Source organism: Cytobacillus massiliigabonensis, from assembly GCF_900199725.1.
Taxonomy (GTDB): Bacteria; Bacillota; Bacilli; order Bacillales; family Cytobacillaceae; genus Cytobacillus; species Cytobacillus massiliigabonensis.
On sequence record NZ_LT904903.1, the window covers coordinates 676,741 to 691,583 of the forward strand.

Below are 14,843 nucleotides of genomic sequence, written 5' to 3' on the forward strand. Positions count from 1 at the left end.
GCCCCAACAAGCTCAGAAAAAAAGGAACCGGTCGTTCATCGCGTGAATGAAGGCCCCAACAAGCTCAGAAAAAAGGAACCGGTCGTTCATCGCGTGAATGAAAGCCCCAACAAGCTCAGAAAAAAAGGAACCGGTCGTTCATCGAGGTTATGAAGGTCCCAACAAGCTAAGAAAAAAGGAACCGGTCGTTCATCGGTGCTATAAAGGACAAATCCTATATAGATAATGTAGAGACTGTCCTTTATTCTAGAAAAACAATAGAACAAACTTCGATTCATATATAGCAGCCTAGTTTGTGTTAGCAAATCACCGAATAAAAACCCTAGTCCCAATCGGAATGGTACGTGCCAGTTCTTCTACATCTGAATTGTGCATTCGTATACATCCTTTTGAAACGGCTTTTCCGATGGAAGAGGGATTATTTGTGCCGTGGATTCCGTAGTGCTTTTTGGAGAGAGACATCCACATTGTCCCAAAAGGCCCACCAGGGTTTGGAGCCTTATTTATGACAACAAAGTCGCCTATCGGGGTTTGAGTAAGAATTTTACCGACTGCAATAGGGTATGTTTTTACCGGAGTTTGATTCCGCATTAATGTCAATGTTTTATTTTTGACGGAGACATGAATAGAATATGGGATTTGATTAGGGTCAGGCAGTCCTGGAATAATTATGGATTGCCCCACATGGATAAAATTTGGATTTACTATTTGATTTGCTTGTATAAGGGATTGAAAGGGAACCCGATAATCTTCGGATATGGACCAAAGTGTTTCATTAGGTTTTACAATGTGGTGATACATAATAAAAACCTCCAAAATAGTCTTATAAGTACCATATGAGTACTTCTTCAATTTTGGAACAAAGCATTTTAATCTTTGGACCTGAAAACGGGACAAGGGACCTATCCCTCTGTCCTGTTTGATTGTGATAAAAATCCTGCTCTTTTGTCGTATTTGTGATAAAATATAGTAATATAGTAATAAATATTTAATAATAAGGGGCAAATCTATTGAAAAATAGAGACGCAAAACTACAGGGGCTAAAGTATGATAGGTATGCTATGCCAGCCAGTTGCCGAAAACGATTGTTTTCATTTTTTTAGACCCTTCTATTTAGAAGGGTTATTTTTGTGTGAATTAGGAGTGATTGCACGAATTTATTACATAAGAAAATAGTTTAATATAATGATTTTGAACAACTAGAATATTTATCAAGGAGAGAAACAAAAGAATGAGAATAACTGTAAGAAGAAAATTAATTCTCGGATTTTTATCCATAATTTTGCTATTAGTGATCATTTCAACTAGCTCATATTTACAGTACGATACTATTAATGAAAATTATACGGAAGCGATTGATGATGGTCTAAACAAAATTAATCTTGTTTCTAAAATGCAGGAAGCTGTATTATCAGAGCAAATTGCTTTGCGAGGTTTCATTATTAATCCAGATGAAGCAAATATAAAGCGATTTAATCGATCACATGATGATTTTGTGAAAAGCGCAAAAGAGATGTTAAATGAGAATCTTGATTCAGAAGCAAAAAAAATAATCCAAGATTTAATTGAAGTGGAAGTCCAATACCAGGAAGTTGCTTTAGAAGCAATTGAGTATAAAAAGAAAGATCAATTAGATGATATTACAAGATTAATGAAAATAAAAGGGAATGCTATATCTGGAAGAGTTGCTGAAAATGTAGAAAAGGCCATTTCTAGTCAAGAAGAATCTTTTAAAGAAACGAGTAAAGCGCAATCGAATAAAATAAGCCGTATGAAAACTTTATTACTTGTCATTTCTGTGGGAGCATATCTTATTGGTATAGGTGTCGCAATCTATTTAAGCAAAATCATTTCCAAGCCTGTTCAGCAAATTTCAAAATCAGCGGAACAAATTGCCAAAGGAAATTTGCGGGTGGATGATGTAAAGATAAAGAATAGAGATGAAATTGGTGAATTAGCAGATTCGTTTAATCAAATGACCCAAAATTTGAGGGAGTTAATCATTCAGGTGGAGCACACATCCGGACAGGTTGCATCTTCTGCAGAGGAATTGACAGCTAGTGCACAGCAAACAAATTCTGCTACGGAACAGATTGTAACTGCTATTCAGGAAGTCGCTAGCGGCTCTGAAATACAAGGAAAGAATACGGGAGATAGTGCAAAAGCAGTTAATGAAATGGCAATGGGCATTCAACGAGTAGCGGAAAAAACGTCAACAGTGGCAGAATCGGCATCCGAAACGACACAACAGGCAGTAATCGGGAATGAATCCATTCTAAAGGTAATTGAGCAAATGAGGTCAATAAACCATTCAACGGATGAAACGAATAAAGTAATTAAAGAATTAAATAGTAAATCAGCAGAGATTGGTCAGATTATTGATATGATCACGGCGATAGCGGAGGAAACGAATTTATTAGCCTTAAACGCTGCAATTGAATCGGCTCGTGCTGGTGAGCATGGGAAAGGATTTGCAGTTGTTGCAGATGAAGTGAAAAAACTGGCTGACCAATCGCGCACCTCAGCTAGCCAAATTGCTACTCTTGTACATGTCATTCAAAATGATACGCTGCGAGTTGTGGATATGATGGATAAAAGTACAAATGAGGTCAATGAAGGGATGGATTTAGTTCAGGATACAGGCAAAACATTTGACTTCATTATGAAATCGATTGAGCATGTAAGTGCTGAAGTTCAAGAGCTATCTGCGATTTCTGAAGAAATGTCAGCAGGTGTGGAACAGGTTAATTCTTCTATAGATGAGGTATCAAGAATCGCAAAAGTCTCTGTAGAACGTACAGGAGAGATTGCGTCAGCCTCAGAAGAACAGCTTGCATCCATGGAGGAAGTAGCCTCTTCTTCATCCGTTTTAGCAAAAATGGCTGAGGATTTAAAAGGGCTGATCAAAAAATTCACGATCTAATCCAGCAATTAAAACCAAAACACAATCCCTTCTAAGATTCAAAAGGGATTGTGTTTTTTTAAATATGGCTTAATTGCCTCTGGATAATCCCTTTAGCAGTTGCCGCTTTCACCCATTCTGGATATTCCTTCATAAGTAAATCATAGAGCTCGTTATCAGATATATACTGAGGGTCCTCAACACTAAAGAAATCAGCATTATCAAGATATCGCCCAGATAAGTTATCTAGCTCCTCTAGGAATGTAAAGTCTGATTGGAAAGCTCGGAAGAAGCCGCGGCTTTTAAGTCCTTTATTAGATTTTCCAATGGCCATAAATTGCCAAAAGATTGGCTCATAGGAAGAGTTTTGGATATGGTTGATTGTTTCCTTCTCATCAAAGGTTGCTCCATCTGTTACGAACATGACATAGACAGGCATTTCCTTTGAGATCGGCTGATTACGCTTGCTGGCTGAACCAAAATAATGCTGACGGATCATTTTCATTACTTTTCCATAGTAAGTGCTTCCTTCTAAAGGATAACGTCTAATCAGCTGATGGACGAATCCGTTAAAATTATCAATGGTTAATTCTCCAGCCTCATGCCCATTTGCGCCGAATAAGAAAATATCAATCGATCCATCATCATCAAAGCGGGTACCCAACGCTAAGATCCGTTCCGCAAATTCTTGAATCTTCCCAGATCGATAAAGTCCAGACATCGAACCGGATATATCTAAGCATAAAGCAACCTTTGCATGATGATTTTGCAGCCCAACCTTTTCTAAAGAAACCTTAGCCTTTTTGGAAAGATCGAGGATTTTAGGTGCTTGTACTTCCATTTTCTTTTCAAGTAATATTTTTTTGCTAGTGACCGGTGCAGAAGGAGCAGTCGGCAAAGGTGCTTCATGAGAGGCAGGCTGTGATTGTTCTTCAGCAACCTCACCGCCAAAATCCTTCAATAACGCTGCCAGCCCTCCATCAAACCCCCGGCCAACAGAAGAAACTCTCCATATATCTTTAAAATAAATTTCTGTCATAATGATTGCTTTCTCATTTTTAAAATCACTGCCATTAAAAGAATAGGTAAGTATAGGTTCACTGTTCGCTTTAATAATGAATGATCCAGATGAAACCATCCCCATTGTCCCATTTCCATCAATGGTCGCTGTGAATACAAGATGCTGAATAGAGGTTGGCAGTTTAGATAAATCAAGGAGGAATGTTCCTGCGCCATTGTGATGAGCCTGGAGCTGAATTGCGTTAGAGGGCGATTGTAATTGGTTATAGAAAATCATATAACGATCATCGCAAAGTTTTTTTTCCTCATTTAATCCGAAACAAGTAATATCAATTTCAAAGCTGGATGTGACATTAATTTCTACTTGTAATTGCGTAAACGACGTTAGATCTGAGAGTTTAATTTTTTCTCCGCGCACTAAAGTTTTCATAGCTCCTCCTTTTTTGGTAAAAGATATAATTACATTTACGGATAAATGATATTAAAGTTTCCTAATTTTAGAAAGAACACAAAATGGAGAGTGAATATAAATATTTTTTGAATATTTTAGCAATCGATTTTTGTCGAATACGTATGATATAATTACTCTGAAAAATAAAACAGTTGGGAGTAATCGCTATGTTGAAAGATTTGTTTATCGGCCTATCACAAAACCAATTTCTAAATAGTGCTGCGAAGAAGTACGGGCTAAAATTGGGGGCGCAAAGTGTCGTAGCGGGAACAAATATAGAGGAAACCATCAAGAGCATTAAAGAATTAAATGCACACGGAATCTCTTGTACGGTGGATAATTTAGGAGAATTTGTCTTTAAAAAAGAAGAGGCAACTGAAGCAAAGGAGCAAATTCTTAATGTGATCGAAGCGATTCATGAGAATGAAGTAGATGCTCATATTTCTTTAAAGCCTACTCAACTAGGATTGGATATTGATTATCATTTTTGTTTGAATAATTTAAGAGAAATCGTAGATAAAGCTAGCCGCTACGATATTTTTGTTAACTTTGATATGGAAGACCATGGCCATTTAGATCCGTCATTTGATATTCTTGATGAGCTATCAAAGGAATATGATAATGTTGGAACAGTAATTCAAGCTTATTTCTTCCGTGCAGAAGAGGATATTCAAAAATATAAAAATTATCGTCTGCGCATTGTAAAAGGTGCATATAAAGAACCGGAAGAATTGGCTTATCAAGATAAAAAGGCAATTGATTCAAACTTTATTAAACTAATTGAATGGCATTTATTAAATGGAAAATTCACTTCTATTGCTACTCATGATCATAATATCATCAACCATGTGAAGGATTTTGTGAAGAAGAATGATATTCCAAATGATAAGTTTGAGTTCCAAATGCTTTACGGTTTCAGAAAAGAGCTTCAGCTTCAATTAGCAAGCGAAGGGTATAACTTCTGTACGTATGTACCTTTTGGAAAAGACTGGTACGGCTATTTCATGAGACGTCTTGCTGAAAGACCGCAAAATTTAAATCTTGTTGCAAAACAAGTTTTTAATAAGAAGACAAATACAGTACTTGGCGTTGCTGCGGGAGCTTTCCTATTAGGCAGATTAACTAAAAAGAACAAACAGAAATAATTGTATAGATCATTCAAAAAACCTCCTTATTAATTAAGGAGGTTTTTTGAATGAACTTATGATTCATTCTTAGCTTGTGTCCACTCTACAATTGTTAAAAACACATCTTCAAGCTTTTTTCCAGACTGCGTCAATTCGTATTCAACTTTCTTCTTTGGGGTAGTTAGAATCCTCTTTACAATCAATCCTTCCTTTTCTAAATCACGCAATCGTTCGGTTAATAACCTGTCAGAAATGCCAGGAATGTTTTCGAGGATTTCGTGATAGCGTTTAGGTCCTTTGAACAAACTATAAATAATTATTCCCATCCAACGCTTTCCAAGAAATTCTATGGTGCTATGGAAGTCATTGCATATATTCTGGCAATCCTTTTGTTTATTATTTCCAAATGTTGATTCAGTCATATTAAAACCCCATTTTAATTTCTTCATTCTCTCTATTCTACCATAAATACATTTATGCTTGACCTATTAACTTACTAATAGTAAGCTATATTTAAACTTACTATTAGTAAGTTATATACAACTAGGAGGAATACGAATGTCGGCTAAAAATGATCAAAGCGTATCAGCTGTTATCAGAGAACGTCACTCTATTAGAAAATATGATCCAAATTATAAAATTGCAAGAGAAGAAATTGTAGACATTTTAAATAGTGCTATCTTAGCGCCTTCTTCTAGTAATCTCCAGCCATGGCGATTTATCATCATTGATAACGAAGAGGTAAAAAAGGAACTGCGTTTGATTGCTAATAACCAAGAACCAATTGAGTCATCTTCTGCTGTTATAGCAGTGTTAGGTGATAAGGAAATGCATAAGAATATTGAAAAGGTTTATCGAAGCGGCTATGATGCAGGCTTTATGGATGAGGAAAATATGAACCGATTAATGAACAATGCAAATAGTCTGTACCCAAATCTATCAGAAGAAGCTAGAAAAAATATCGCATCTTTTGATGCTGGATTAGTTTCCATGCAGCTTATGCTCATTGCAAAAGAAAAGGGGTATGACACTGTACCGATGGGTGGCTTTGATAAGGTGAAATTTAATGAAAGGTTTAATGTGTCTGAACGTTTCACGCCCATGGTGTTAATAGCTTTAGGTAAAGCAGAAGCATCGCCATTCAAAACAACGCGCATTCCGTTAAAGGATATTGCAGAATTTATTTAGTTAAGTGTGGAAGAAAAGAGATGAACTTCTTATTGAAGCTTATCTCTTTTTTTCATTTTTGTAGCATTTTCCTAAGGTATAAAAGTGAATATTCGATGCACATTAATGTAATAGCTGGAAATGTATGGGGATGATGAAAGGGATGGTGCCAGGTGAAAAATATTTGGGGGATTTATTCAAACGACCTGAGGAAGACAACTACAAATTGGGTTGCTTCTATATTAGTCGGCGGTCTCATTCTGCTGCCATCCTTATATGCCTGGTTTAATATTCAGGCATCGATTGACCCTTATGGAAATACAAAAAATATCCTTGTTGGTGTAGTTAATGAAGATAGAGGGGCAGAAATCAACGGAGTCCAAATGAATGCAGGAGAGGAGATTGTAAAGGAATTAAAGAACAACAAAGATTTAGGCTGGCAGTTTGTTGATAAAAATAATGGGATGGAAAAGGTTTTGTCAGGGGAGTATTTTGCTACTATTATTATTCCTCGTGAATTTTCTAAGAATCTGGCAACGATTGTTAATGACAAACAGCAGCAGGCAAAAATTGAGTATTATGAGAACGATAAAAAGAATGCCATAGCCCCCAAAATTACTTCAAAAGGAGCGAGTGCCATTGCTGAGCAGGTAAGCAATAAGTTTGTTGCAACGGTTAATGGTGTGATTTTTGATTTATTTAATCAGATTGGAATAGAGTTGGAGAATAGACTTCCTGCTATTAAGCAATTTGAGGAATTTATCTTTAAGCTCCAGAAGAAACTTCCAGAAGTAAAGGCTTTGCTCAATCAATCTATGTCCTATGCAGAGGGTGCAGACGATATCCTTGGAAAGGTTCAGCAAGCTGTTCCAAAGGTAGAAGCAATAGCAAATGAAGGAATGGGCATTATTAATAAAGCAAATCAGGTTATTAGTAATGCGGAAGCAGATATAGATACTTTCAAACCAAACATTCAAAAGGACATACAAACACTAAAAACGGTGACTGATTCTGCAAAAACAAAAATCAATCAGCTTCAGGCAATGGAAATGGATCCACAAAAATTACAAATGATAGTGGAAGAAATTGATCCGCTCCTGAAAAAAGGGGAAGAGGTTACTAGGAATGTTCAAAGGAAATTAAATGAAGCCTTAAATATTGCACAGAATAACGATGCAAATGAAAAAGTAAAGAATGATCTTCAACAGCATTTAAACCATCTCAGTCAGATTCTTACAAATTTTGAAAATGTGGAAGGTGCTTTTGAGGAATTACAAACTTTAATAGCAAATGGCAAGGTACCTTCTCAAGATCAATTAAACCGTTTCAAATTTGCTATCAGCAATGTGCAGCAATTGGTGAATCAGATTTCTGAAGCGGACAAACAAAAAATTGAGTCCTTTATTAACGAGGAAGTCCTAAAGACAAAACAGACTTTACAAAACGCGAAAGGCATATTAGAAGAATTGTCTGTGACTCTTCCTTCTATATCTAATGCATTAAATAATGCTGCAGGTACTCTTCATAAAGGGGAGGAGGTTTTACAAAATGCGAATAAGCAATATCCAATGATTGCTAACAAAGTTGATGAGGTAGCGGACACGATAGAAAGGCTGCAGAAGGAAACAAATCTTAATGAGATTATAGACATCCTGCGAAATAATCCGAATTCTGAAAGCAGCTTCCTGGCTAATCCGGTGAAAATTGAGAATAACCTCTTATTTTCATTGCCAAACTATGGGTCTGGCATGAATCCTTTTTATACTGTTTTAGCTATTTGGGTTGGGTGTTTACTATTAATTTCACTATTGTCTGTTGATCCAGCACATTATGAGGAATATACAAGTCATGAAATCTATTTTGGGCGACTATTAACCTTTTGGACCTTTAGCTTTTTGCAGACATTGATCGTGACATTAGGAGATATTTTTATATTGAAGGATATATATATCCATAGTCCTGGCTGGTTCCTCTTATTTGGACTGCTTTCTAGCTTTGTCTTTATTCTGATTGTCTTTACACTCGTTTCGATATTCGGGAATGTTGGCAAAGCAATGGCGATTGTTCTTCTTGTTTTACAGATAGCAGGAGCAGGCGGAACATATCCTGTGCAATTAATTCCAAGATTTTTTCAAATGATTAACCCATTTTTGCCATTTACTTATTCCATTGATCTAATGCGAGAAGCGGTTGGAGGGATTGTTTGGGAAAATGTCAGAACGGATATCATATTTCTCCTTATCTTCGCTGCTATTGCTATCCTATTAGGTGTATTTTTGAAAGAGCCTATTAACAGGATTACTTATAAACTAAGGAAGAAGTCGAATGAAAGTGGAATATTTCATTAATAAATAAATTAGGAGCCCGTTTCTGCTTTGTACAAGCAGGCAACTGGCTCCTAATTATTTATTATGTTATTCTTCTATTTGCGCAAAAAAATCAGAAACAAGCTGTTCAAGTTTTTGAAGCTCCATTTTTTCGAGAACTAACTGATTGGTTTTCAAAGATAATATCGCACTATCCACTAAAAACTTCCGAGGACTTTTTGATTGGAGCAGCTCCTCTTGAATAAAATCCAATAACTCTATATGCTGCGAGTGTTCTTCATTATGTGTGAGAGTCTTTTTTAAAGCTAATGCCGTATGATATAGCTTTTGCTGGAACGATTGGTCCAGTTTCTTGCAAACAGGAACCCAGCTATCGATCAGCTCCGGCTGAACTAACTGATCCCCAGCATCTGCAACCTCATCAACCATCTTAACAATCCGCTCTACGCTATACCGGACTACTTTATGAATACTTGCATGTGATTGGTTTGCCAAGGCATCATACTTAAGGTTGTGCTGAAGAATCCCTATAAACATAATTGAGCAGTCTAATAAATAGGGTCTTTTTTCTTCCCCAAAGAGATCAATGAACCGATGGAATAACCAATGAAGCATTCGCAAATGGCCGCGTTTTATAAATTGCTTAAGATCTTCATCATTGGAAACAAAGACCTCCTCAAAAAGGGAGATTAATTTGCTTGTTCGATTCGTTTTTAGCTGTAATTCAATTTGCTTAATAAAGATATCAATATTGGAAGGATCTTTGCCAATTAATAATTCATTCCGCTCTTTTTCTAAATCTTTATAGATTGTCTTGAAAAGGGCGATTAATAATTCGTTTTTAGACGAAAAATAATTATAAAATGTACCTTTAGAAATACCGCTATATTCTAATATGTCTTGAATGGAAGTTGCTTGAAAGCCTTTGTCGATAAATAATTGGTGAGCCATTTTTATCACATGTTTTTTCCTAGCGTTCATATAATCACCTTTAAAAATTGTTGAACTACCTGTATAAAACTAATAGTATATTATTTCTATAGTTAATACAAACACATAAATATCGCGGTATTTTTTAATTGCATAATTTGAACTCATGGTTTATGATATAGCTTATGTGAAATAGCAGTACAAAATAATGAACTAAATGTATATAGGGGGAAACAACATGGACCATTCCATAAAAAAGACTGATCGTCCACCGTATGGGATAATAGCTGTCCTGATGATTGGTGCTTTTATTGCTTTTTTGAACAATACGTTATTAAATGTCGCGTTGCCTTCAATTATGGCTGATTTAGAGGTTGATGCTTCAACAGTACAATGGCTGACGACCGGCTTTATGCTTGTAAATGGAATTTTAATTCCGGCTACAGCTTTTTTAATTGAAAAATATTCAGTACGTCGTTTATTCCTAGTTGCTATGTGTTTATTTACAATAGGTACACTAGTGGCTGGAATCGCACATTCATTTCCAATATTATTAACAGGCCGAATGCTTCAGGCATCAGGTTCGGCAATTATGATGCCTCTCTTAATGAATGTTATGCTTGTGAGCTTCCCGGTTGAAAAAAGGGGAGCAGCCATGGGTGTGTTCGGGTTAATCTTAATGGCTGCACCGGCAATCGGACCAACATTATCCGGGTGGATTATTGAACATTATGATTGGAGAATGCTTTTCCACTTTGTTACGCCAATTGCTATTGTTGTTATTTTAATTGGCTTTTTCTTGCTTAAAGATAAAAAGGAAAAAGTGGATATCCGTCTTGATATCTTTTCGCTGCTCTTATCAAGTATTGGTTTTGGCGGTATTCTATACGGATTCAGTTCTGCTGGAAACAAGGGATGGGATAGTCCTCATGTCTATGGAACAATTGCTGTAGGTGTGATTTCTCTTGTATGGTTCATTTTACGTCAGTTGAAAATGGATCGTCCAATGCTTAACTTCAAGGTTTATAAATATCCAATGTTTGCCTTATCATCATCGATTACGATGATTGTGAATATGGCTATGTTTGCAGGGATGCTATTAATTCCAATTTATGTGCAAACGATTCGTGGAATTTCCCCGATGGACGCAGGTCTAATGATGCTTCCAGGAGCACTTGTTATGGCTTTCATGTCACCAATTACAGGGAAACTATTTGATAAATTCGGCGGACGTATTCTTGCTGTTACTGGATTGATCATTATGACAGTAACAACCTACTTCTTTAGCCAATTAACAGATGAAACGACGTATACTTATTTAGTTATCTTAAACTCTGTGCGGATGTTTGGAATGTCAATGGTTATGATGCCAGTTTCTACTAATGGATTAAATCAATTGCCTACTAGATTCTATCCACATGGAACAGCGATGAACAATACATTAAACCAAGTAGCAGGAGCAATTGGTACTGCATTGTTAGTGACAGTAATGTCAACGCGCACAGAAACGCATGCAACTGAAATTGCTGAAGATGCGATGAAAAATCTAACTGCACAGCCTACAGAAGCTGTTCTAGCAGAAATGAAACAGCAAATAGCGATGAAAGCGATGCTGGAAGGGATTAATGACGCATTTTTAGTTGCAACAGGTATTGCAGCTGTTGCCATTGTTCTTGCTTTGTTTATTAAGCGGGCAAAACAGGCGGAAGACCCGATGGTGAAAAAGGCAGAAGAAAAAGTTACTACAAAATTAGCTGAGAATTAATATAAGAAAAGAAGGGACATTCGATGTTGAATGTCCCTTCTTTTCTTATTCCTTATTCCTTATTAAACCATAACGGATCTGTATCATCCACATCTCCATTGTAATTAATCAGGATTTCTTCTCCAGCCTTTATGTCTGTATAGGCATAGAAGTCAAACGTATGATTATCAAAGTTTATATCATATGTGGCGTTCGGCTGATAGGAATGATTAAATAGCATTCCATATCCAAGTAGTATGGCGCTATGATTTTTTCCATACTCGAATGCGTAATCAGCAAGTATCGTTTTCTCGATAAATTCATGTTCTTTATTTGGATACGCAATAACAGGTGCTTCATGGATAAGCTCACCCTTTGTTATATCACGCGTTGCAAATACACCTCTATTGAATTCCCCATCACTGAGTTCAGATGTTTTGATTTCAATCATATTTATGCCACCTGCTTTTCTTTACTTTAAAGTCTCTTAAGCATGCCAGTTGATAACGAGGAAAGCAACTCTTTTTTTAAAAAAACGTTTATCATTAATGAAAAAGGATGGCCCTGGGCTTATAATAGAAACAATAATCAAACAATTGGTTAGATGTTTAGCCCATCAAGAGCGGTGTCAGACACCTAAAATGGAAGGTGAGTGTTTTGGAGAAAAAGTTTGAAACGATGTTATTACATAGTGGCAAAGGCAAAAAGGAAAAAAAGCCGATTAAAAGCAAGATTACACCGATTTATCAAACATCTGCATTTACTTTTGATAATTTAGATGAATTAGAAGGGTATTATCAAGGAGAAGGGAATTACTTATACTCTCGTACAGGTAATCCAAATCCAGATGAACTAGGTCAGGCGGTTGCTGCGATTGAAGGTGCACCAGCAGGTGTTGCAACTTCATCAGGCTTATCTGCTATTTTAGCAGGGGTGCTTGCTTTAGTGAAAAGCGGCGATCATATTATAGCAGCTGATGATTTATATGGCGGCAGCTTTCATCTGCTTAAAGAGGAGCTAAATCAGCTTGGCATTGAAACAACTTTTGTTGCTTTTTCTAATCTTTCCAAGGTTGAAGAGTCGATAAAGCAAAATACAAAGCTTCTTTATACAGAGTCAATTACAAATCCCCTGCTAAGAGTGGAGAATTTAGAAGCAGTGATTGTTCTTGCCAAAAAACACAATCTTCACACCCTTGTTGATAATACTTTTGCTACACCGTTTCATTGTAAGCCTTATCTATTAGGTGTTGATTTAGTTATTCATAGTGCAACGAAGTATATTGGCGGTCATAGCGATGTGACAGCAGGTGTGGTTGTTGGAAGGGAAGACTTAGTTGGAATAGCGCGGGCAAAGGTAGTGAATCTCGGGGCAAATGTAAGCCCGTTTGAAGCGTGGCTAACATGCCGGGGATTAAAAACACTTGCACTGCGCATGAAAGCCCAGTCATTCAATGCTAGGAAGCTGGCTGAGGCATTTTTAGAGAACCCGAATATTGCTAAGGTATATTATCCATTTCATGAAATAGAATCAGGCTATGGTGCAATGGTATCGATTGAACTATCAAAGAATGTGGACATCCACAAATTTTTCAAATCACTTTCCTGGATTAAAATTGTTCCTACATTAGCTGGGGTTGAAACGACGGTTTCTCATCCGCTTACAACCTCTCATCGTGCGTTGCCGCCGGAGGCAAGCGAAGCTTTAGGGATCACAAAAGAAGTTGTTCGAATCTCAGTGGGGATTGAGCATGTGGATGATATTATTCATACTTTTGATGAGGCGATTCATCGTTCTATTTTGAAATAAAAAATTGATATGAAAAAGTCTCGATAAATCTGCTTTATCGAGACTTTTCAGTATGTTTAAAAATTAGAAATCGTCGTTCTTAATTCCTCAGTTGAAACAGCCATTTTTGAAACAGCCTCATTAATTTCACTAAGAAGATTAGACAATAACTGAATATCCATTTCTGTATTCTGGCTCATTTCTTTATTATCGACACTATTTTGCAGAACATCATTAAATACAGTGGTTGTGTTTGTTAGTTCTGTATTTCCGGTATCCACAACATGATTAATTGTATTCATTTGCAATATTACATTAGAAATTTGCGAAATTGTTTCCTTAACAAGCGATGTGATACTAGAAGAAGAATGTTTTGTTTGCTCAGCTAGCTTTCGTACTTCATCAGCTACGACTGCAAAGCCTTTGCCATGTTCACCTGCACGAGCTGCTTCAATTGCTGCATTTAGTGCAAGTAAATTTGTTTGATCAGCAATTCCAGTAATTACATTAACAATCTCACCGATTTGATTAGAATTTCTTTCAAGTTCTTCGATCGTTTTGGTAATATGCTGAACATTTTCTTTCAGTTCATGCATGTTTGTAATAACCTTGTCTAACTGATCCTTGCCATTTTCAGACTTGTTCTCCATGGACACAGATGTTTGAAGGCTTTTTTTTGCTGTTTCAGAAATAAGTACAGTTTGCTGGAGGATTTGATTAACTGATGCATCAGTCTCCTCAGTCATTGCCGCTAAATTCTCAACAAAATCACCGACATATTCTTTTATAGACTTTTTCGCTTCAAGTTCTTTTCCGGTTAGCAATTGCTGTTGTGTCATTTGCATGGAAGAGATAACGAGCTGATTTTCTAAGTTAAATATCTTTGATACGGCAAAAAATATTTGGAATGTATCATGTTCTTCTAGGGTAAGTTCTCTAAATACACATTCAAGAATTCTTGTCAGTAATAATTTATAGACAGACATAAACCAGTGGATTTGTACGCCAAGCTGCACATATAATTGACCAACCTGTAACCTGCGCTGGCAATACTCCTGATTGACTACACCTTCAAAAAGGCTAAGGACATATTGTTGGCTCATTTCCGTAGTAATCCCAATAAGAGAAGTGTCAGTAATTTTTCTAACCCCTTCATGCGGATGGGAGAGCGCCTCTTGATAAATATCTTTAATATACTTTGCAACAATAGGTTTAATTCCTCGCAATACGGCCAAATCTTGCTTGGATAAACCGATTAATTCTATTTGAAGAGCGATATCCGTACCTTTTTCAAGTTCAAGGCGGACGTCCTTAATTTCTTGTTCAATTAGTTGCTGTACTTGGCCTTTGTTGATCTTTTTCTCTTTGGTGAAAAACATTCTTAATT

General features: G+C 36.5%; 12 protein-coding genes and 1 riboswitch. Of the genes, 6 read left to right on the forward strand and 6 right to left on the reverse strand.

What is annotated here, in order from left to right:
• Nucleotides 1–306: 306 nt before the first annotated feature.
• Nucleotides 307–801 carry a L,D-transpeptidase family protein gene (locus C1726_RS09415; protein ID WP_102272894.1) on the reverse strand — a complete coding sequence of 165 codons (495 nt, stop codon included), beginning with the start codon at nt 799–801 and terminating at the stop codon, nt 307–309.
• Nucleotides 802–990: 189 nt separating this feature from the next.
• A riboswitch (cyclic di-GMP riboswitch) is annotated at nt 991–1,080 on the forward strand.
• Nucleotides 1,081–1,231: 151 nt separating this feature from the next.
• Here C1726_RS09415 and C1726_RS09420 point away from each other — a divergent pair.
• A complete protein-coding gene (locus C1726_RS09420; protein WP_102272895.1) occupies nt 1,232–2,923 on the forward strand; it encodes a methyl-accepting chemotaxis protein in 1,692 nt (563 codons plus the stop codon).
• 58 nt (nt 2,924–2,981) lie between these two features.
• Here C1726_RS09420 and C1726_RS09425 read toward each other — a convergent pair whose 3' ends face one another.
• Complete coding sequence (locus C1726_RS09425) at nt 2,982–4,352, reverse strand: VWA domain-containing protein (RefSeq protein ID WP_102272896.1); 1,371 nt, start codon at nt 4,350–4,352, stop codon at nt 2,982–2,984.
• A gap of 188 nt (nt 4,353–4,540) precedes the next feature.
• Here C1726_RS09425 and C1726_RS09430 point away from each other — a divergent pair, with 188 nt between their 5' ends.
• The gene (locus C1726_RS09430) at nt 4,541–5,518 is read left to right on the forward strand and encodes a proline dehydrogenase family protein (protein ID WP_102272897.1); all 978 of its coding nucleotides are present in this window, start codon (nt 4,541–4,543) and stop codon (nt 5,516–5,518) included.
• A gap of 56 nt (nt 5,519–5,574) precedes the next feature.
• Here the strand turns inward: C1726_RS09430 and C1726_RS09435 are convergent, their stop codons facing one another.
• Complete coding sequence (locus C1726_RS09435; protein ID WP_102272898.1) at nt 5,575–5,922, reverse strand: winged helix-turn-helix transcriptional regulator; 348 nt, start codon at nt 5,920–5,922, stop codon at nt 5,575–5,577.
• A 136-nt stretch (nt 5,923–6,058) separates the two neighbouring features.
• Between C1726_RS09435 and C1726_RS09440 the strand changes: the two genes are divergently transcribed.
• Entirely contained in the window at nt 6,059–6,688 is a 630-nt protein-coding gene (locus tag C1726_RS09440; RefSeq protein ID WP_102272899.1) for a nitroreductase family protein, read from the forward strand.
• A 152-nt stretch (nt 6,689–6,840) separates the two neighbouring features.
• Entirely contained in the window at nt 6,841–9,015 is a 2,175-nt protein-coding gene (locus C1726_RS09445; RefSeq protein ID WP_102272900.1) for a YhgE/Pip domain-containing protein, read from the forward strand.
• 66 nt (nt 9,016–9,081) lie between these two features.
• On the opposite strand, the gene C1726_RS09450 is transcribed toward C1726_RS09445, so the two are convergent.
• Nucleotides 9,082–9,975: a TetR/AcrR family transcriptional regulator gene (locus C1726_RS09450; protein WP_102272901.1), complete on the reverse strand. Its 894-nt coding sequence runs from the start codon at nt 9,973–9,975 to the stop codon at nt 9,082–9,084.
• Nucleotides 9,976–10,162: 187 nt separating this feature from the next.
• Here C1726_RS09450 and C1726_RS09455 point away from each other — a divergent pair, with 187 nt between their 5' ends.
• Nucleotides 10,163–11,689, forward strand: a complete 1,527-nt coding sequence (locus C1726_RS09455) for a DHA2 family efflux MFS transporter permease subunit (protein WP_102272902.1) — start codon at nt 10,163–10,165, stop codon at nt 11,687–11,689.
• A gap of 52 nt (nt 11,690–11,741) precedes the next feature.
• Here the strand turns inward: C1726_RS09455 and C1726_RS09460 are convergent, their stop codons facing one another.
• Nucleotides 11,742–12,119 carry an SET domain-containing protein gene (locus C1726_RS09460; protein WP_102272903.1) on the reverse strand — a complete coding sequence of 126 codons (378 nt, stop codon included), beginning with the start codon at nt 12,117–12,119 and terminating at the stop codon, nt 11,742–11,744.
• Between the two features lie 206 nt (nt 12,120–12,325).
• Between C1726_RS09460 and C1726_RS09465 the strand changes: the two genes are divergently transcribed.
• Nucleotides 12,326–13,477, forward strand: coding sequence for a trans-sulfuration enzyme family protein (locus C1726_RS09465; RefSeq protein WP_235822737.1), 1,152 nt, complete (start codon nt 12,326–12,328; stop codon nt 13,475–13,477).
• 56 nt (nt 13,478–13,533) lie between these two features.
• Here the strand turns inward: C1726_RS09465 and C1726_RS26145 are convergent, their stop codons facing one another.
• Nucleotides 13,534–14,835: a globin-coupled sensor protein gene (locus C1726_RS26145; protein WP_102272904.1), complete on the reverse strand. Its 1,302-nt coding sequence runs from the start codon at nt 14,833–14,835 to the stop codon at nt 13,534–13,536.
• Between the last annotated feature and the right edge of the window lie 8 nt (nt 14,836–14,843).